This window comes from Nocardioides sp. P4_G4 (assembly GCF_056401085.1).
Genome location: NZ_JBFUKA010000080.1, coordinates 1 through 19,402 on the forward strand (window position 1 = coordinate 1; position 19,402 = coordinate 19,402).

At 72.0% G+C, this 19,402-nt stretch carries 19 protein-coding genes and 1 tRNA gene; 12 read left to right on the forward strand and 8 right to left on the reverse strand.

The window, feature by feature from the left end; translation table 11 throughout:
* The 4 genes from AC1DQF_RS17105 to AC1DQF_RS17120 all read left to right on the forward strand — a co-directional run.
* On the forward strand, positions 1-1,057 hold a 1,057-nt coding region (locus AC1DQF_RS17105), incomplete at its 5' end, for a PKD domain-containing protein (RefSeq protein ID WP_477526425.1).
* A gap of 195 nt (positions 1,058-1,252) precedes the next feature.
* Positions 1,253-1,954, forward strand: a complete 702-nt coding sequence (locus AC1DQF_RS17110; protein WP_477526426.1) for a DUF4956 domain-containing protein — start codon at positions 1,253-1,255, stop codon at positions 1,952-1,954.
* A 4-nt stretch (positions 1,955-1,958) separates the two neighbouring features.
* The gene (locus AC1DQF_RS17115; RefSeq protein WP_477526427.1) at positions 1,959-2,777 is read left to right on the forward strand and encodes a polyphosphate polymerase domain-containing protein; all 819 of its coding nucleotides are present in this window, start codon (positions 1,959-1,961) and stop codon (positions 2,775-2,777) included.
* Between the two features lie 21 nt (positions 2,778-2,798).
* On the forward strand, positions 2,799-4,928 hold the full coding sequence (locus tag AC1DQF_RS17120) for an RCC1 domain-containing protein (RefSeq protein ID WP_477526428.1): 2,130 nt from the start codon (positions 2,799-2,801) through the stop codon (positions 4,926-4,928).
* Positions 4,929-4,958: 30 nt separating this feature from the next.
* On the opposite strand, the gene pth is transcribed toward AC1DQF_RS17120, so the two are convergent.
* The 7 genes from pth to glmU all read right to left on the reverse strand — a co-directional run bounded on the left by pth (position 4,959) and on the right by glmU (position 11,659).
* On the reverse strand, positions 4,959-5,549 hold the full coding sequence (gene pth / locus AC1DQF_RS17125) for an aminoacyl-tRNA hydrolase (RefSeq protein ID WP_477526429.1): 591 nt from the start codon (positions 5,547-5,549) through the stop codon (positions 4,959-4,961).
* 122 nt (positions 5,550-5,671) lie between these two features.
* Entirely contained in the window at positions 5,672-6,364 is a 693-nt protein-coding gene (locus AC1DQF_RS17130) for a 50S ribosomal protein L25/general stress protein Ctc (protein WP_477526430.1), read from the reverse strand.
* A 176-nt stretch (positions 6,365-6,540) separates the two neighbouring features.
* A complete protein-coding gene (locus AC1DQF_RS17135) occupies positions 6,541-7,326 on the reverse strand; it encodes an ABC transporter permease (RefSeq protein WP_477526431.1) in 786 nt (261 codons plus the stop codon).
* A 10-nt stretch (positions 7,327-7,336) separates the two neighbouring features.
* Positions 7,337-8,107: an ABC transporter permease gene (locus AC1DQF_RS17140; protein WP_477526432.1), complete on the reverse strand. Its 771-nt coding sequence runs from the start codon at positions 8,105-8,107 to the stop codon at positions 7,337-7,339.
* Positions 8,104-9,093 carry an ABC transporter ATP-binding protein gene (locus tag AC1DQF_RS17145; RefSeq protein WP_477526433.1) on the reverse strand — a complete coding sequence of 330 codons (990 nt, stop codon included), beginning with the start codon at positions 9,091-9,093 and terminating at the stop codon, positions 8,104-8,106. The genes AC1DQF_RS17140 and AC1DQF_RS17145 overlap by 4 nt, the downstream gene beginning before the upstream one ends.
* A 30-nt stretch (positions 9,094-9,123) precedes the next feature.
* Positions 9,124-10,104, reverse strand: coding sequence for a ribose-phosphate diphosphokinase (locus AC1DQF_RS17150; protein ID WP_477526434.1), 981 nt, complete (start codon positions 10,102-10,104; stop codon positions 9,124-9,126).
* Between the two features lie 37 nt (positions 10,105-10,141).
* A complete protein-coding gene (gene glmU, locus AC1DQF_RS17155) occupies positions 10,142-11,659 on the reverse strand; it encodes a bifunctional UDP-N-acetylglucosamine diphosphorylase/glucosamine-1-phosphate N-acetyltransferase GlmU (protein ID WP_477526435.1) in 1,518 nt (505 codons plus the stop codon).
* A 204-nt stretch (positions 11,660-11,863) separates the two neighbouring features.
* Between glmU and AC1DQF_RS17160 the strand changes: the two genes are divergently transcribed.
* Positions 11,864-12,685, forward strand: coding sequence for a hypothetical protein (locus AC1DQF_RS17160; protein ID WP_477526436.1), 822 nt, complete (start codon positions 11,864-11,866; stop codon positions 12,683-12,685).
* 151 nt (positions 12,686-12,836) lie between these two features.
* On the opposite strand, the gene AC1DQF_RS17165 is transcribed toward AC1DQF_RS17160, so the two are convergent.
* Positions 12,837-12,915, reverse strand: a tRNA-Gln gene (locus AC1DQF_RS17165).
* Positions 12,916-13,024: 109 nt separating this feature from the next.
* Here AC1DQF_RS17165 and AC1DQF_RS17170 point away from each other — a divergent pair.
* From AC1DQF_RS17170 to AC1DQF_RS17200, 7 genes are all read left to right on the forward strand, one after another.
* Positions 13,025-14,002 (forward strand): ABC transporter ATP-binding protein, encoded by a 978-nt coding sequence (locus tag AC1DQF_RS17170; RefSeq protein ID WP_477526437.1) that lies wholly within the window; start codon positions 13,025-13,027, stop codon positions 14,000-14,002.
* On the forward strand, positions 13,995-14,873 hold the full coding sequence (locus AC1DQF_RS17175) for an ABC transporter permease (RefSeq protein WP_477526438.1): 879 nt from the start codon (positions 13,995-13,997) through the stop codon (positions 14,871-14,873). Before AC1DQF_RS17170 ends, AC1DQF_RS17175 begins: the two co-directional genes overlap by 8 nt.
* Positions 14,870-15,784 (forward strand): ABC transporter ATP-binding protein, encoded by a 915-nt coding sequence (locus tag AC1DQF_RS17180; RefSeq protein WP_477526439.1) that lies wholly within the window; start codon positions 14,870-14,872, stop codon positions 15,782-15,784. Before AC1DQF_RS17175 ends, AC1DQF_RS17180 begins: the two co-directional genes overlap by 4 nt.
* Positions 15,781-16,482: an ABC transporter permease gene (locus tag AC1DQF_RS17185; RefSeq protein ID WP_477526440.1), complete on the forward strand. Its 702-nt coding sequence runs from the start codon at positions 15,781-15,783 to the stop codon at positions 16,480-16,482. The genes AC1DQF_RS17180 and AC1DQF_RS17185 overlap by 4 nt, the downstream gene beginning before the upstream one ends.
* Positions 16,483-16,504: 22 nt before the next feature.
* The gene (locus AC1DQF_RS17190) at positions 16,505-17,599 is read left to right on the forward strand and encodes an ATP-dependent DNA ligase (protein ID WP_477526441.1); all 1,095 of its coding nucleotides are present in this window, start codon (positions 16,505-16,507) and stop codon (positions 17,597-17,599) included.
* A complete protein-coding gene (locus AC1DQF_RS17195) occupies positions 17,596-18,198 on the forward strand; it encodes a hypothetical protein (RefSeq protein ID WP_477526442.1) in 603 nt (200 codons plus the stop codon). Before AC1DQF_RS17190 ends, AC1DQF_RS17195 begins: the two co-directional genes overlap by 4 nt.
* 22 nt (positions 18,199-18,220) lie before the next feature.
* Positions 18,221-19,402 (forward strand): glycosyltransferase (locus tag AC1DQF_RS17200; protein ID WP_477526443.1); only part of this gene is annotated, 1,182 nt, incomplete at its 3' end.

Here is a 19,402-nt window from a genome sequence, read left to right on the forward strand (position 1 = left end):
CGGATCCGTCGCGACGAACGCGTGGGACTTCGGCGTCGGAGGCACGGCGACGGGGGTGACGGCCAGCCACGCCTTCGTGACCTCCGGGACCCGCAACGTGACGCTGACCGTGACCGAGGACGAGGGCACCCAGGGCTCGCTCGTGATCCCGGTCCAGGTGACCCGCACCAACGCGGCACCCACCGCCTCGTTCACGGCGAGCTGCACGTTCCTCGAGTGCACGTTCGACGCGACCGCCTCCGGGGACGTCGACGGCACGCTCACGACGTACGCCTGGGACTTCGGCGACGGCGAGACGGACACGACGACCGGCGCCTCGCCCTCCCACACCTACGGCGCCACCGGTCCGTACGCCGTCACGCTCACGGTGACCGACAACGACCAGGGCACCGGGACCGCCAGCCGCAACGTCACCCCGGTCGCGGTGCGCCCGATCGCGCTGGTGGGCAGCACCGCCAACCAGGGCAACGTCTCCACGCCCAACACGACCGTGCCCGCGGGGACCGCGACCGGCGACCGGCTGCTGATGGTGCTCAGCCTCAACGACACCACCCGCACCGTCGGCTCCACGACCGGCGTGACGGGGTGGACGTTGGTCGACACCGCCACCTCGGGCACGATGCAGACCAACGTCTACACCAAGGTCGCTGCCGTGGGCGACGGCGGCAAGACAGTGCGGTTCTCCATGGACGCCGCCGCCAAGTACACGCTGACGGTGGCCGCCTACTCGGGCGACATGCTCGCTCCTGTGGTCGCCAAGGCGTCGGAGACGGTCTTCCGTGCGGGGCACTCCACTCCGACGGTGCAGGCGGGCGCGGGTGACTGGGCCGTGTCCTACTGGGCCGACAAGTCCTCGGCGACGACGGGCTTCGCGCTGCCGGCCGGGGTCGTCCAGCGCCAGGGCGTCTGCGGCACCAGCACCGGGCGGGTGTGCAGCGCGCTGGCCGACTCCGACGGCCCGTTGGCGGCCGGACCGTACGGTGCACTGACCGCGACGGCGAACGCTGCCTCGGCGAACGCGACCATGTGGACGATCCTGCTGCGCCGGGCGGGCTGACACCGCACGCCGGACAGGATCCGACGTACCCGTTCCACGGGCCTCGAGGGTCCGTGGAACGAGTGCGTCTGCACCCGCGCTGCGCCCCACGTGGAGCGACGTGAACGGCGGGCGACAAGATCGTGAAATTTGGTGACGGGGATCCCACCGGGGACACGTAGCGTGCAAAGGACCTGGCCAGGAAAGGTCCTCACCATGCCCCATGTGCTGCCCATCGGCTGCGACATCGCCGCCATCATGTTCGTCGTCGCGATCTACTTCCACCGCCACCAGCGACGTGACCTCATGCTCGCCTACGTCGCGCTGAACATCGGCATCCTCAGCGTGACGGCCATGCTGACGTCGTCGGCGGTGGGTGCGGGCCTGGGACTGGGGCTGTTCGGCATCCTGTCCATCATCCGCCTGCGCTCGGACAGCATCACCCAGGAGGAGATCGCCTACTACTTCGTCGCCCTGGCCCTCGGCCTGCTGGCCGGGGTGGGTGGCGGTCCGACCTACCTCGTGCCGCTGCTCATCGGGCTCCTGGCGCTGGTGATGTACGTCGCCGACCACCCGCGGCTGCTGCCCCGGGCACGACGCCAGCTCCTGACGCTGGACTCCGCCATCCCCGACGAGGAGGTCCTCCGGGCACACATCGAGAGCCGGCTGGGCGTCGAGGTGCGCCACTGCATCGTGCAGGAGCTCGACTTCGTGCGCGACGTCACCATCGTCGACATCCGCTACCGCGTCCCGGCCCCGTCACGCGAGCGCCGCCGCGGGGCGCGAGCCGGCGACGGCCTGCTCGCCCGAGGACCCGGCCGCCCTCTCGTCGACGACTCCTGGACCACCGTCCCCACCCTGATCCCACTCCAGACGGCCGACGCGCACGCCCCGGCGGCCCCCATCGAAGAGCGGTGACCCGGTGTCCGCCGACGCGGTGTCCGCCGAGACGGTGTCCGCCGAGGCGGGGCTCCTCGAGGCGACCTCGCGGCTGCGCCCCGTCACACTCGACGAGGTGCTGGAGTACGCCGCGCTGCAGACGCGGGTGGACCGCAAGTACCTGGTGCCGGCCCCGGTGCTGACGACGGTCCTCGACCAGCTGGGCGACCACCTCGCCGTGCTCCAGATCGACGACCTGCGGCTCTTCCGCTACGAGTCGGTGTACTTCGACACGCCCCAGCTCGCGACGTACCGCCAGCACGCCCACGGCCGGCGGCGCAGGGCCAAGATCCGCACACGCACCTACCTCGACTCCGGCGAGTGCCTGCTCGAGTTCAAGAGCGTCGGCTCGCGGGGCGAGACGGTCAAGGAGCGCTACCCGTACCGGCTCGACGCGCGGGACCACCTCGACGTCGAGGCGCACGCGCTCGCCGTCGAACGTCTCGGAGCGGTCACCGGAGCACCCACCCTGGCCCCGACGCTCACCACCGCCTACCGACGGGCGACCCTGGTGGACCCCACCCGTGGCGACCGCGTGACCTGCGACGTCAACCTGACGTTCGAGAACCCGGGCGGGCAGCGCTACGGCCCCCTGGAGGCGGTGGTCGTCCTCGAGTCGAAGACGATGGGCGCGGCGTCCCCCCTCGACCACGCGCTGTGCCGCCTCGGCTACCGGCCCGTGTCCCTGAGCAAGTACTGCGTCGGCATGGCTGTGCTCGACCCCGCGCTGCCCGCCAACCGGTGGAACCGGGAGCTGCGGACCCACTTCGGCTGGGTGCCGGAGCCACGATCCCCGAATTAGGTGGTGCGGCACGCTCGCCGGATGTCTAGCGTCGAGGGCAGGACGAGCGGAGGGCGCGACGTGACGCACGTGCGGTTGACACGCCGCGGGGCCGGTTGGGCCGCCGCCGTCCTGATGGTCGGGCTCACGCCCCTGGCCCACGCTCCCGCTGAGGCCCTGGCCCCGGAGGCGGCCGCCGCGATCTCCCCCGGCGGCGTCCCGTGGACGTGGGGCGGCAACGGCTTCGGCCAGCTCGGCGACGGCACGACACAGACCCGGCTGACGCCCGGCCCGGTCACCGGGCTGGACCACGTGGTCGACCTGCACGGCGGGCGCGAGCACGTCGTGGCGTTGCGCGACGACGGCACCGTCTGGGTGTGGGGCAGCAACGTCGAGGGCCAGCTCGGCCTCGGGACGACCGCGAACCGCTCGACCCCGACCCAGGTCCCGGGACTCAGCGGCGTCACGGCCGTCGAGACCGGTCACAACTCCTCGCTCGCCCTGCTCGCGGGCGGCACCGTCCGGACCTGGGGACTCAACGCCGACGGCCAGCTCGGGGACGGCACGACGACCCTGCGACGCTCCCCGGTCACGGTGTCCGGCCTCACCACCGCCGTGGCGATCGCAGCCGGCCGCAACATGAGCTACGCCCTGCGGGCCGACGGCACGGTCGTCGCCTGGGGTCGCAACGACGAGGGGCAGCTGGGCGACGGGACGACGACGCGGCGCACCACCCCCGTCCGCGTCGGTTCACTCACCGGCATCGTCGGCATCGCCGGAGGGCGCGACCACGGCCTGGCCCTGCGCGACGACGGCACGGTCTGGGCCTGGGGGTCCAACGACTACGGGCAGATCGGCGACGGCACCCTCACCGACCGGACGTCGCCGGTCCAGGTCCAGGTCACGGGCGGTGCCCTCCAGGTGATCGCCGGCGCACACCACTCCTACGCCCTGCGCACCGACGGCACCGTCGCCGCCTGGGGTCGCAACTACCGGGCCAACCTCGGCGACGGCACCACGACGACCAGGACGCGCCCCGTCAGCGTCCGCAACCTCTCCTCGGTCACCATGATCGGGTCCGGTCGCGACACCGGGATGGCCGTGCTCGCGGACGGTCGGCTGATGAGCTGGGGGGCCAACTCCGCGGGTCAGGTCGGCGACGGGACGACCGTCAACCGCTCGACCCCTGTCGTCGTCCCCGGGGTGGCGAACGCGGTGCTCGCCGGCGGCGGCGGCCAGGAGTACGCCGTGGTCGTGGTCGCACCGGCTGCCCCGCCGCCCGCGAGCGATCCCGTCGCCGCGTTCACGTCCTCCTGCGTCGGCACCTCCTGCTCCTTCGACGCGAGCRGCTCGAGGGATCCCGACGGCGGCGCCGTGGTCGGCTTCGACTGGACGTTCGGCGACGGGCAGTCCGCGACGGGCTCGAGCGCCACCACCCAGCACGTCTTCGCCGCGGCCGGCACCTACCCGGTGACCCTGACCGTCACCGACGACGAGGGAGCCACCGGTTCCCTGACCCGTGAGGTCCTCGTCGAGGACCAGCCGCCCCCGGTGTCGGGGCCACAGTGGCGCGCGACCGGCTCCTCGGACTCCAACTCGGTGCGACCGGTCGTGACCGTCCCCGGCTCCGTGCAGTCGACGGATCGCCTGGTGCTGTTCGTGACCGCCAACCGGGCGGCGACGCTCACCACGCCGTCGGGCTGGACCGTCCTGGGCACCGTGTCGGACAGCACCGATGTGCGGTCCTGGGTGCTGACGAGGACCGCGGGTCCGGGTCTGGCCGGGACCACCGTCCAGGTGAGCCTGGACGCACTGTCCAAGACCAGCCTCGTCCTCCTGGCCTACAGCGGCGCCGGCGCACCGACGGCCACTATCGGCAGGGCTGAGCCCGGGAGCTCGACCACGCACACGGCACCCGCGGCAACGGTCGCGCAGGACGCCTCCGGGGTGGTGAGGTACTACGTCGATAAGGCCAGCGACGTCCACGCCTGGACGTTGCCGCCCGTGCTGACGGCCAGGGCGGCCACCACCGGGAGCGGCGGTGGGCTGCTCGTGGCCGCCGCGGGTGACCAGGCGTGGAGCACCGCCGGCACCGCTCCGGCGCTCGCCGCGACCTCGGGCATCACCTCGGGCAAGGCGCTCGCCTGGACCCTGGTGCTCCCACCGGGCTGATGCGGGTCCGGGACTGCGGGCGCGGGCGGATCAGGAGTTGAAGCGCTGCTGGGTCTTCTCGAGGCCCTCGGTCAGCAGCGACTCGACCGCGTCGGCGGCGTCCATGACCTGGAAGGGCAGGTCCTTGCGCTCGGCCGCCGAGTAGTTGGAGAGGACGAAGTCGGCGACGTCCTGGCGCCCGGGCGGGCGCCCGATCCCGCAGCGGACGCGGTAGAAGTCCCCTGTCCCCAGGCTCGAGCGCATCGAGCGCAGCCCGTTGTGACCGTTGTCGCCGCCGCCGAGCTTGGTGCGCAGCGTGCCGAAGGCGATGTCGAGCTCGTCGTGGATCGCCACCACCCGATCGGGCGGCACCTTGTAGAACGTGGCCAGGGCCTTGACCGGTCCGCCGGTCTCGTTCATGTAGCAGCGCGGCCGRGCGAGCACCACGCGAGGACCCGGGGTGCCAGGCGGCGTCAGGCGCCCCTCGACCACGTCGGCACGACCGCTCTTGTGGGCCCGGAAGGGCGAACCCATCCGGTCGGCCAGCTCGTCGGTGACGAGGTAGCCCACGTTGTGGCGGTGGCCCGAGTAGGTCGGTCCCGGGTTGCCCAGGCCGACCACGAGCCAGACGTCGTCACTCATGTGCTCATCCTCCCAGCCGGTCTCCGGCCGTCGCGCGCGGGACCACCCGGCCCTGCGCCACCCTGAAATGGCGAACGCCGCACCGGGGAGCCCGGTGCGGCGCAGCCTGTGGATCAACGAGGTCACTCGGCGGAGCTGCCCTCGGCGGCGTCGCCCGCGGCGTCCTCGGCGGCCGCCTCCACCTGCGCCTCGGCGATCTCGGCGTCCGAGACGTCGTGCTCGATGCCCAGGTCCTCCTCGGCCTCGGCCAGCTCGGCCTCCAGCGCCTCCGCGGAGATCTGCTGGGTGACATTGACGATGAGGAGCTCTCCGTCGGCGAGGAGCGTGGTGCCCGACGGGAGGGTGATCTCGCTCGCGTGGATCTGGGTGCCGACCGGGGCGCCCTCGACCGAGACCTCGAAGAACTCGGGGATGTGCGTGGCCTCGGCCTCGACGGAGATGACGGCGTTCTCGGTGACGACCAGGGTGTCGGGGGCGGCGTCGCCGACCACGTGGATCGGGACGTCGACGGTGACCTTCTCGCCGCGGCGGACGGCCACGAAGTCGATGTGCTCGATCACGCGACGGATCGGGTCGACCTGGACCTCCTTGGCCAGGGCGAGCTGCTCGCTGCCCTCGACGTCGAGCTCCAGCAGCGCGTTGGAGCCGCCGTGCTTGAGCGCCATCATCGTCTGGTGGCCCGGAAGGGTCACGTGCACGGGCTCGTTGCCGTGGCCGTAGATGACGGCGGGGATCTTGTCCTCGCGACGGATGCGGCGGGCCGCACCCTTGCCGAACTCGGTACGGGTCTCGGCGGTGATCTTCTCGGCAGCCATGCTCTTCTCCTCAGTACGTGGAATGTGGGACCCCGGAGAAAGCAGAACGCCGCGCATCCGACAGTCGGCGCGCGGCGTTGAGGTCCACGCTGCCCTGTCGATCACGGAGTCGAGCTCCCTCGCCGAGGCAACTTCCCAAGCCTACGGCCGGGGTGCACCGGAGGTCGAATCGGGAGTCAGACCCGGTCGAGCGTGGCGCCGCTCCGGCTGAGCCGCTCGAGCACCTGGATCGAGGACAGCCCGACGACGACGTACGCGATGCCGATGAGCAGCTCGGTGCCCACCAGCCCCTGCACGGCACTCCAGCTCGCGCCGTTCGCCAGCAACCGGGTCGCCTCGATCGCGTGGGTCAGCGGCAGGCAACGACCGATGGCCGCCATCCACGAGGGCAGGTCGTCGAGGGCCACGTTGGTGCCGGTGAAGATCAGCAGCACCAGGAAGAGCACGTTGCCCAGCGTCGCGCCCTCGCGGTAGACGAGGTTGACGGCGCCCATGACCAGGCCCAGCCCGGTCGAGGACAGCGAGCCGACGGCGACCACGAACGCGATCGCCGGCCACGCCCCGCCGGGGATGTCGGTGTCCAGCAGCAGCGAGCCGACGACGACGCCGAACATGGCGACCCCCCAGCCGTTGGCGATCACGGGCATGGCCCGGCCGAGGAACAGCGGCACCCGGCGCGCCGGCGTCGCCAGCACGAGCCCCAGCGTCTGGGAGTAGCGCTCACCGGCGATCGTCGAGCTCATCGCGAACAGGCACGGGATCGCGGCGTAGTTGAGGGCGTTGCCGATGACGTAGAACTCGTCGTCGCCCACGCCGGCACTGCGTCCGATGAAGGCGAAGAGCAGGATCTGGCAGATCGGCGAGACCAGGAGGGCCGGGATGAAGATCCACGGATTCATCCAGCCGAACATCGCCCGGTAGCTCATCAGGCCGCCGATGAAGAAGATGCGCAGGCTCACCACGCGTGCCCCCTCACGTCAGGGCCAGCGTCGCGTCGCGGCGGGCGGAGTCGATGAGGCGTACGCCGAGCCACGCGGCCAGGACGGCGTACCCGAGACCGACGAGGCCGCAGACGGCGAGGTCGAGCCACGGGCTCTCCCCGGCGGCGGCGGCACGCATGCCCTGCACCGCCCAGGTCGGGGCGAGGATCCACGACAGCGGCCGCAAGGCGTCGGGCAGGAGGTCGAGGGGGATGACGAAGCCGCACAGCAGCCAGCCGGGGTACTCCAGGGCCGCACCCAGCGCCCAGGAGGTGCGGTAGCGGACCGCGGTGACCGACAGCAGGAATCCGAACAACGCGATGGTGATGGTGGCCATCAGGATGCTGAGGATGAACAGCGGCCAGTCGGCGACGTGGAGGCGCACGTCGAAGAGCCACCAGTTCCACAGCACGGTGGCGACCACGCTGTAGAGGCCGATCGTGGCCATCGCGAAGGTGATCGGCAGCAGCACCAGCGAGAAGCGGGTCGGCGCCGCGACCACGAGCTCCAGGGTGCCGGCCCACCGCTCGCGCTGGACCAGGGTGCTGGCGCTGACGGTCTGGGAGGTCCAGATGCCCATCGCGGCGGCTCCGATGCCGGCGTAGAGCATCGCCTCGGGATCCCCCTGCACCCGGTAGACGAGCAGTGCCGCGGTGGCGAACATCAGCGGGAAGACCACCGCGAGGAACCCCTCGAACGGCGAGAACAGCAGGATCTTGAGCTGCAGCCAGTAGCAGACGGCCAGCTGGCGGAGGCGGATCACCCGCCGCTCCGGGTGACCAGCTCGACGTACGCGTCCTCGAGCGTCGGGTCGCGGTGGCTGACCCGGCCGACGCGGGTGTGGTCCAGGCCGGCCAGGACCGGCTGGGTCACCTCGGCGCCGGTCTCGCACGCGACCACGACGACCTGGAGCTGGCCGCGCTCCTCGACCGCGACGGCACGCACGCCCGGCACGGCCCGCAGCCGGTCGAGGACCTCGTCGCGCACGCCGTACGTCTCCACCTCGAGCACGCGCCCGGAGCTCACCAGCCGCTTCAGCTCCTCGGGCGTCCCCTCGGCCACGATCTCGCCGGAGCGGATCACCGCGATCCGGTCGCACAGCTCGTCGGCCTCGAACATGTAGTGCGTGGTGAGCAGCACGGTCTTGCCCTGCTCCCGCAGCCCGGCGATGGTCGCGCGCAGCTCCCGGGCGCCGACCGGGTCGATGCCGATGGACGGCTCGTCCAGGAAGAACACGTCCGGGTCGTGCAGCAACCCGCGTGCGATGTGCAGCCGCTGGCGCATGCCCCGGGAGTAGCCCTCGACCTTCTCCCCCTCGCGGCCGGTCAGGCCGACCAGCTCGAGGAGGGACCCGATGCGCGCCTTCTGCTCGCGGGGTGGGACGCCGTACAGCTCGGAGAAGTAGCGCAGGTTGTCGAGACCGGTGAGGCGCTCGTAGAGGCCGCGGTCCCCGCCGAAGACGTAGCCGATCCGGCTGCGCACCTCGCGCACGTCGGACACCACGTCGCGCCCCAGCACCGACGCGCTGCCCGACGTGGGGATCAGCAGGGTGATGAGCATCTTGATGGTGGTCGTCTTGCCCGCCCCGTTGGGGCCGAGCAGGCCGAAGAGCTCGCCGGGCGCGATCTCGAAGCTGACGCCCTTGACGGCCTCGACCGTCTTGCGCGTGGGACGCAGGACGCCCTGCTTGGTCTTGAACGTGCGGCGCAGGTCGCGCGCCTCGACGGCAAGGGTCTCGGTCAACGGCACCCGCGCGAGGCTACGCCCCCGCGGCGCCGGCTATGCGTGACCGTCGAACATGGAGGTGACCGAGCCGTCCTCGAAGACCTCCTTGATCGCCCGCGAGATGAGCGGCGCGATCGAGAGGGTGGTCAGCTTGTCGAACTGCTTGTCGGCGGCGACCGGGAGCGTGTTGGTGACCACGATCTCGGCGGCCGAGCAGTTCTTGAGGCGGTCGACGGCGGGGTCGGAGAGGATCGCGTGGGTGGCGGCGATGATGACGCCCGCGGCGCCCTCCTCGATGCACGCCTCGGCGGCCTTCACGATGGTGCCGCCGGTGTCGATCATGTCGTCGGTCAGGACGCAGATGCGGCCCTTGACGTCACCGACGACCCGGTTGGCCACCGTCTCGTTGGGCCGGTCGGTACGACGCGTCTTGTGGATGAAGGCCAGCGGGGCACCGCCGAGGCGGGCCGACCAGCGCTCGGCGACCTTGATCCGGCCGGCGTCCGGTGAGACCACGGCGAGCGGCTGGTCGCCGTACTTGTCGCGGACGTAGTCGGCGAGGATCGGCAGGGCCATCAGGTGGTCGACGGGGCCGTCGAAGAAGCCCTGGATCTGGTCGGCGTGCAGGTCGACGGTGATGAGCCGGTCGGCACCGGCCGTCTTGAACAGGTCGGCGATCAGCCGCGCCGAGATCGGCTCGCGACCGCGGTGCTTCTTGTCCTGGCGGCCGTAGCCGTAGAACGGCATGACCACGGTGATCCGCTTGGCGGAGGCCCGCTTCAGCGCGTCGACCATGAGCAGGTGCTCCATGATCCACTCGTTGATCGGCGAGGTGTGGCTCTGGATGACGAACGCGTCACACCCGCGCACCGACTCCTCGTAGCGGACGTAGATCTCGCCGTTGGCGAACTCGTACGCCGACTGCGGCACCAGCGCCGTGTCGAGCGTGTCCGCCACCTCGGCAGCCAGCGTCGGGTGGGCCCGACCGCTGAAGACCATCAGGTTCTTCTCGGTCGTCTTCTTGAGTCCGGTCACCGGCTGCGACTCCTCTATCGGGGGTGGAGTGTCGACGTCAGGATTGTGACTCACCGAGGCCGTCCGGCCCAACCCCGGGGTCCACCTGCTGTTCACCCGTGACGGATCCCTCGTTCGCCTGGGCGGCGGCATGGGCGGCGGCATGGGCGGCGGCCTGCGCCTGGGCGGTGCCGGGACGCCGGGACTGAGCCCACCCCTCGAGGTTGCGCTGCGGGCCGCTGCTGACCGCGAGGGCGCCGGGCGGGACGTCGCGGCGTACGACGGTGCCCCCGGCGGTGCCCGCCCCGTCGCCGATGACCACGGGTGCGACGAAGGTGTTGTTGGACCCCGTCTTCGCGTGYCGCCCGACGACGGTGCGGTGCTTGGCGACGCCGTCGTAGTTGGCGAAGATCGTGCCGGCCCCGATGTTGGTGCCCTCGCCGATCTCGGCGTCCCCCACGTAGGAGAGGTGCGGGACCTTGGCGCCGTCGCGGATCTGGCTGTTCTTGGTCTCGACGAAGGTGCCGATCTTGCCCGCGACGCCGAGCTGGGTGCCGGGGCGGAGGTAGGCGAAGGGGCCGACGGTCGCTCGGTCGCCGACGACGGCCAGCTCGGCGTGCGTGCGTACGACGCGGGCGCCGGCGCCGATCTCGCAGTCCTTGAGCGTCGTGTCCGGTCCCACCACGGCGTCCTCGGCGACGACCGTGGCGCCGAGCAGCTGGGTGCCGGGCAGGATCGTGACGTCCTGGGCCAGCTGCACGTCGGCGTCGATCCAGGTCGTCGCGGGGTCCATGACCGTCACGCCGTCACGCATCCACTGCGTGACGATGCGCCGGTTGAGCTCGCGGCCGAGGTCGGCGAGCTGGGCGCGGTCGTTGGCGCCCTCGGTCTGCATGACGTCCTCGATGGTGTGCGCGCCGACCGTCAGGCCGGCGTCACGGGCGAGCTGGACGGTGTCGGTGAGGTAGTACTCGCCCTTGTGGTTGTCGTTGGTGATCGCGCCCAGCGCCTCGACGAGGAACTCGGCGTCGAAGGCGAGGATCCCGGAGTTGATCTCGGCGATCTCGCGCTGCTCGGGGCTGGCGTCCTTCTCCTCCACGATGGCCTCGACGTCGCCCTCGTCGTTGCGCACGATGCGGCCGTAGCCGAACGGGTTGGCGACCACGCCGGACAGGATGCTCACCGCCCGCTGCGCCGCCTCGTGCTCCTCGGCGAAGGCCTGCAGGCTGTCGCCGCGCAGCAGCGGGGTGTCCCCCGCCGCGACGATGACCGTGCCCGTGGCGGAGCCGCCCTCCCCCAGCGCCTCCATGGCGATGCGCACCGCGTGGCCGGTGCCGTCCTGGGTCTCCTGGACCGCCAGCACCGCGTCGGGCACGAGCTCGTGGATGTGCGGCCCGACCTGCTCGCGCTGGTGGCCGACCACGGCGACGATCCGCTGCGGTTCCACGGCCTGCACCGCCCGCAGGACGTGCCCGATCATGCTGCGCCCGCCGATGGGGTGCAGGACCTTCATCGTCTTGGACTTCATGCGGGTGCCGCCGCCGGCAGCGAGGACGATCACGGTGAGGTTGTCCATGCCTGCAGTCTGCCAGCGACGCCGCTCGGCGGGTCCCGGGGCGGTGAGTGACCCACATTCCGTCGCATTCGAAGGTGGCTGGCTCACCGCCGCCCTGCGCGCCGCGGGACGACACGCTTGCGCGCGGTGAGTGACCCACATTCCGCCGCATTCGAAGGTGGCTGACTCACCGCCTCCGGGGCGCCCGGACGGCAGGATGGGGCGATGGACGACGCGGCGTACGTACGGGAGCTCTTCGCGATCCTCACCAACCCCTCGCCCACGGGGATCGACCCGGCCGACCCGTACGGGCGGGCCGACGACGGGATCGACCGCTACGACGGGCTCGGCCGCGACGTGCGCGTCACCTCGGCCCGGGTGGTCCCCGGGGAACACGCGCCGATGCTGGAGATCGGGTTCGTGCTCGAGGCCCCCGACGGCCCGGGGTGGGAGGGGCTGGCCCGTGAGGGGACGGTCACCGTGCCTGTCGACGCGGAGTGGCGGAGGCTGAGCGGGTACGACGACCCCACGGCGTACGCCCCTGCCGTGGCACGGAGGGTGGAGGGTGCCGCCCACCGGCTCGTGCAGCGGCACCGGTCCGGGATGGTGCCGCGGTCGATCGAGGACCTGCCCGACGCAGCGGCGCGGTGGCAGGTGCTGCTCGACGGCCTGGCCGGCGAGGGCACGGTGCGCGAGGTGGAGCCCGGCCGGCTCGAGCTCGCTCTCGCCTGGGGCGAGGACGAGCAGCGGACCGTCACCGTCCTGGTGTCGCCCCCGGAGTGGGACCGGGTGCTGCTCCGCCGCTACGTCGACCTCGGACCGCAGGACTACTTCACGGACCTGATCGGGCCGCTGGACCCGGACCGCCAGCCGTTCCTCGTGTTCTGGGAGGACGACCTGGTGGCCTCGTCGCGCGAGGAGCTTCCTCCGGTCGACCCTCCCGTCGAGACCCGCGTCGTGCCCGGAGGTGCGTGGTTCGCGTACAGCCCCGACGGGTCGAGGCACTCGATGGACGACTTCCCGCCCGGGTCCCCGGAGGAGCGGTGAGCAGGCCACATTCCGTCGCGAGCGAATGTGGTTGACCAACCGCCACCCGGCGCGTCACGGGACGACACGCGCGGGAGCGGTGCCCGACCCACATTCCGTCGCGGGCGAATGTGGCTGGCTCACCGCCCACCGGGACACACGTAGAGCCGAGCTCCCCGGGTAGGAGTCGAACCTACGTCGCTAGTCCTGATTCAAAGTCAGGCGGGCCCTGCCGGCAGACCAACCGGGGAATGAGGGCCCAAGCCTAGGGCCCGGCCCCGGCAACCTTCACCGGACCTCCACAGGGATCAGGGACATTCCTGATGGGCAGTGTCCCCGCTCACCGCTAGCGTGGGCGTGGTGACGGGGGACAGCGAGCAGGTCATCGAGACCACGGGGCTCACCAAGCACTACGGGCAGGTGCACGCCCTGACCGACCTCGAGATCGAGGTGGGCGAGGGCGTGACGGGCCTGGTGGGTGCCAACGGCGCCGGCAAGTCGACGCTCATCAAGATCCTGCTGGGCCTGCTCGAGCCCACCTCGGGCAGCGCCCGGGTGCTCGGCCACGACATCGCGACCGGGGGCGAGGAGATCCGCCGGCTGGTGGGCTACATGCCCGAGCACGACTGCCTGCCGCCCGACGTGAGCGCGAGCGAGTTCGTCGTGCACATGGCACGCATGTCCGGGCTCGGCGCCTCGGCGGCGCGGGAGCGCTCGGCCGACGTGCTGCGCCACGTCGGCCTCGACGAGGAGCGCTACCGGCCGATGGGCGGCTACTCCACCGGCATGAAGCAGCGCGCCAAGCTCGCCCAGGCGCTCGTTCACGACCCACGCCTGGTGTTCCTCGACGAGCCGACCAACGGGCTCGACCCGGCCGCGCGCACGGACATGCTCGCCCTCGTCCGACGCATCGGCAGCGACTTCGGCATCGCCGTCCTGGTCACCTCCCACCTGCTCGGCGAGCTCGAGCAGGTCAGCGACCACGTCGTCGTGCTCGACGCCGGCCACCTCCTTCGCTCCAGCGCGACCGGCGACTTCCTCGAGCGCACCGGCAGCCTCCTGGTCGAGGTGGTCGGCGGCACCACCGAGCGCGACCGCTTCGGCGAGGCGCTGGCCGCCGCCGGGCTCACCTGCCGCCCGCGCGGGACCGCGATCGCCGTGGAGCCCCCGCCTGCCGGGCTCTCGGTGCACGACCTGGTACGCGACACCGCCGCCGACCTGGGCCTGGGCCTGATGCGCCTGCAGCCCGACCGACGCCACCTCGAGGACGTCTTCCTCGACGACGCGCCCGACACCACGCCCGACACCACGCCCGCGGGAGGTGGACCTCGTGTCTGACCAGCGCTCCGGAGTCATCCACGACCTGGGCTACCGCCACTACGACGGACCCCGCGACGGCGTCGGGACCATCGCCCGCACCCTCTACGTCACCGGCCTGCGCCACGCCTTCGGCCTCGGGCGCTCGGGCAAGTCCAAGATCCTGCCCTTCCTGCTGCTGGCGCTGAGCACCTTGCCGGCCGCCATCGTGGTCGGCGTGGTGACCATCGTGGGCCTCTCGGAGCTGCCCCTGACCTACGCCGGCTACACCAACCAGGTCCAGCTGCTGGTGAGCCTGTTCGCGGCCGCGCAGGCGCCGGTGCTGTTCTCCCGCGACCTGCGCTACCGCTCGATCGTGCTCTACCTGGCGCGCCCGCTGCCGGCGTACGTCATCGCGCTCACCCGCTGGGCGTCGCTCGCCACCGCCCTCCTCGTCTTCACCGTCCTGCCGCTGCTCGTCCTGTACGCCGGGGGGCTGCTCGCCGGGCTCGACGTCAGCGAGCAGACCACCGACCTCCTCAAGGCCGTGGCGCTGCTCCTGCTGGTGGCGGCGATGCTGGCGGGCATCACCGGCTTCATCTCCGCGGTCTCGTTGCGCCGGGGCTTCGCCGTGGTCGGCTCGATCGTCGCGCTCGTCGTCGTCACGGGCGTGGTCACCGCCGTCCAGGCCATCACCTCCGAGCAGGACGCCGACCAGGTCGGCGTCGTCGCCGGGCTCGCCTCCCCCTGGTCGCTCACCAACGGCCTCGCGTCCGCGTGGGACGCCGGGGTCACGGTCTTCACCCCGCCCGCGGGCGGGTGGGTCGCGGTCTACCTCGCCGTCGCCGTCCTCGTCGCGGTGGCCGGCCTCGCCGCCATCGTGGCGCGCTTCCTCAAGGTGGGTTCGCGATGAGCACGCTGGTCCTCGACTCGGTCTCCCGCTGGTTCGGCAACGTCGTCGCCGTCAACGACGTCTCGCTCACCATCGCCCCCGGGGTCACCGGCCTGCTCGGTCCCAACGGCGCGGGCAAGACCACCCTGATGGCGATGATGACCGGCTTCCTCGCCCCGTCGGCCGGCACGGTGACCCTCGACGGGGAGCCCGTCTGGCGGCACACCGAGGCCTACCGGCGCATCGGCCTGGTGCCCGAGCGCGAGCTGAGCTTCGGCTACCTCACCGGCCGCCAGTTCGTCCGTGCCAACGCCGACCTGCACCGTCTCCCCGACGCGGCCGCAGCCACCGAGCGCATCCTCGCCGAGGTGGACATGGTGGAGCCGGCCGCACGACGGCTCGACACCTACTCCAAGGGCATGCGCCAGCGGGTCAAGATCGCTGCGGCACTGGTCCACGACCCCGCGGTCCTGCTGCTCGACGAGCCCTTCAACGGTGTCGACCCGCGCCAGCGCATGCACCTCATGGACCTGCTGCACCGCCTCGGCGACGAGGGCCGCACCGTTCTCTTCAGCTCCCACATCCTCGAGGAGGTCGAGCGACTTGCCCGACACATCGAGGTGGTCGTCTCCGGCCGGCACGCCGCGTCGGGCGACTTCGGCGCGATCCGCCGCCTGATGACCGACCGTCCCGTGCAGTACGCCGTCGTCTCCAGCGACGACCGTGCCCTCGCCACCCTGCTGATCGCCCAGGCCGCGGTGCGCGCCGTCCGCCTGCGACCCGACGGGGGCCTCGACGTCGAGGTCGACGACCTCGGGAGCTTCGCGGTCGGCCTGCCGCAGTGGGCGCGGGCGGCCGGTCTGACCCTCTACGACCTCTCCCCCAGCGACGAGTCGCTCGAGAGCGTCTTCGCCTACCTGGTGGCCCGATGATCAACGTGACCATCACCAAGCTCGCCGCGCAGGCGCTGCTCGGCCGCCGCCGGTTCTGGCTGCTGCTGGCCTTCCCCGTGCTGCTGGTCGCATTGACCGCCACCATCGCGGGCCTCACCGACGGCGACGCCGCGTGGCCGCTGCTGCCGGGGCTGGGCTACCCCGTCGTGCTGCCGCTGGTGGCGGTGCTCGCCGCCTCGTCGGTCCTCGGGCCGGAGGTGGACGACGGGTCGATCGTCTACCTGCTCTCCAAGCCGGTCAGCCGGCACGCGGTCGCCCTCAGCAAGTGGGTGGTCGCCTGGGCGGCGACGATGGTCGCCGGCGCACTCCCCCTCTACGTCTCGGCGCTGGTGGCCGGGGGCGGTGACCGGGCGACGGCCGCCGGGCTCGCGGCGGTGGTGGCCGGGACGACGTACTCCGCACTCTTCCTCGCGGTCTCCGCGATCACCCGTCACGCCGTGATCGTGTCGCTGCTCTTCGTCCTCATCTGGGAGGGACTGCTCGGCAACCTCCTGAGCGGGGTGGCGTGGCTGAGCGTCGCCCAGTGGGGGCTGCGGATCGGCCACGAGGTCTCCCCCGAGCTCCCCGACCCGACCAACGTCCCATGGGCCGTGCTGGCCAGCGTGGTCGTCACGGTCGGCGGGGTCTGGTTCTGCGGCGACCGGCTGCGGTCCTTCTCGCTCCGCGGCGAGGACTAGGGACTGGACTAGGGTCGACGACGTGGACCTGCCCGTGATGCCACCCGTCCAACCGATGCTCGCCAAGGCCGTCGCGGGGATCCCCGACCCGGCCAAGCACGGGGGCCTGAGCTTCGAGCCCAAGTGGGACGGCTTCCGCTGCATCGTGTTCCGCGACGGCGACGAGGTCGAGCTGACCAGCCGCAACACCAAGCCGCTCACCCGCTACTTCCCCGAGCTGGTCGCCGCCATCAAGGAGCAGCTGCCGGAGCGGATCGTGCTGGACGGCGAGGTCTTCGTGGCCGTCGGCCAGCGCCTCGAGTTCGAGGTGCTCCAGGAGCGCATCCACCCGGCGAAGTCCCGCGTCGACATGCTCGCCGAGAAGACGCCCGCGGGGTTCGTCGCCTTCGACCTGCTCGCCCTGGGCGACACGTCGTACATCGACCGGCCCCTGGCCGAGCGTCGCGCGGTGATGGAGGAGGCGCTCGCGCACCTCGCCGGCCCGTGCTTCCTGACCCGGACCACCACCGACCCGGTCGAGGCCGGGACGTGGTTCGAGGAGTTCGAGGGCGCCGGCCTCGACGGGGTCATCGCCAAGCCGCTCGACGCGCCGTACGTCCAGAACGGCCGCACGATGATGAAGATCAAGCACGAGCGCACCGCCGACGTCGTCGTCGCCGGCTACCGCGAGCACAAGACCTCCACGCCCGAGAAGCCGCTGCTCGGCAGCCTGCTGCTGGGCCTGTACGCCGACGGCGAGCTCCAGCACATCGGCGTCAGCGCATCCTTCACCGCCGCCCGCCGGGCCGAGCTGATCGAGGAGCTCCAGCCCCTCGTGTGCCCGATCGAGGAGCACCCCTGGGGGAGGTGGCAGGAGTTCCTCACCGCCAACCCCGACCGCATCCCCGGCACCCAGAGCCGCTGGAGCGCCGGCAAGGACCTAGGGTTCACCCCGCTGCGGCCCGAGCGGGTGCTCGAGGTGAAGTACGACCACATGGAGGGCCGCCGCTTCCGGCACACCGCCCAGTTCAAGCGGTGGCGCCCGGACCGTGACCCGGAGTCGTGCGGCTACGACCAGCTGGAGGAACCGGTGAGCTATGACCTGGCTAGAATTCTGAGTGGAGGCGATTCCCGTTGAGTGAGACCAGCGACAACAGCACCCCGGACCGCACCGGCGGCGATGACGACATCAACGACGGGCAGGGGACGTACGACGTCGTCCTCCTCGTCGAGCAGGGGCTGAGCCTGCAGGACGCCGAGCAGGTCCGCTCACTGCACAACGAGATCGCCGACCAGGTGATCTACCACGTGCTCATGCCCCTCGAGGACGCCGCAGCGCGGGTCGAGGCGTCCGTCGGGATGCTCGGCGCCGGCGACGTGATGTCGGCCCCCGCGATGGCGATGAGCGAGGAGGAGCTCGAGGCGGTGCGCGAGGACTGCCGCGAGCGCTCGGACCACGACCTCACGGCCACGCTGGCGGCGCTCGTCGCGGCCGGCGCCACGGCCAAGGGCGCCGTGACCGGGCAGCCGCCCGTGGAGGCGCTCGCCGCCAAGGTCGCCGAGGTGGGTGCCCGCGAGGCGATCATCCTCACCCGCCCGCACGTCGTGGCCGAGTTCTTCCACGTCGACTGGACCTCCCGGGCCCGGCGCAAGATCGGTGTCCCCGTGCTGCACCTGCTCGAGCACGAGAACTTCGACGAGCAGGCCGGCGGCGGCGAGGGCGTCACCGGGCTCTGAGCCCGCCCCCTAGGGTGGCGGCGTGAAGATCGCGCCCCGCCTGAGCCGCTCCGGCCCACGTCGGTCCGGCCGGCTGCGCGTCGGCTACCTCGTCCTGAACCTCGACGGGATGGGCGGCACCTCCCGCTCGGCGATCACCCAGGCCAACGCACTGGCCCGCCGCGCCAACGTCGACGTCCGCATGCTGTCGGTCACGCGCACGGCGGACGCGCCGCACTACGCGATCGACCCGACGGTCACGGTGGAGCACCTCGTCGACGTACGCGGGGACGACCCCCGGCACCGCGAGCCCTCCCGGCTGGTCCCGGCCCGCTGGGACGGGCAGTTCTCCGCGCTCACCGACGTCGGGCTCGAGGCCGCGCTGCCCGAGCTCGACGTCGACGTCCTCGTCACCGTCACCCCGGCGCTGATGGCCGCGGCGATCATGCTCGTACGTCGCGAGGTCGCCGTCGTCCACCAGGAGCACCGCTCGTCGGCCGACCGGGTCGGCGGGATGGAACCGCTGCTGGCCTTCGCGCCGCGGGCCGCGGCCGTCGCGCTGCTCACCGATTCGACCGCGTCGTGGCTGCGCGCCGAGCTCGGGGCCACCGCTCCCGAGATCGTGGTCATGCCCAACCCGCTGCCGATCGACCCGCAGCCCCGCTCGCCGCTGGACTCGCGGACGATCGTGAGCGCCGGCCGGATCGTGCCGGAGAAGCAGTTCATCCACCTGGTCCGCGCCTTCGAGCAGATCGCCGAGGATGCCCCCGGCTGGCGGCTTCGGATCCTCGGCGACGGCCCGCTCCGCGAGGAGCTCGTGGCCCACGCCGCGAAGGCCGGGCTGGCCGACCGCGTCGAGCTGCCCGGTGCCGTGCCCGACATGGCCCCGGAGTGGGCGCGGGCCTCCGTCTGCGCGATGTCGTCGAAGACCGAGGGGTTCCCGCTCGTCGCCCAGGAGGCGATGTCGGCCGGGGTTCCGGTCGTGACCTACGACTGCCCGTCCGGCCCGCGCGAGCTCGTCGAGGACGAGGTGTCCGGGCTGCTCGTCGGCGCCGGCGCCAAGGCCGGGCTCGCCGCCGCGCTGCGCCGGATCACGACCGACGACACCCTGCTCCGCCGGCTCGGGGAGGGCGCGCTCTCCGCGTCGCGCCAGTACGACGCCGACGCGATCGCGGCGCGCTGGGAGGCACTTTTCGCCCGGGTCGGTCTTCCTGCCGGGGTAGTC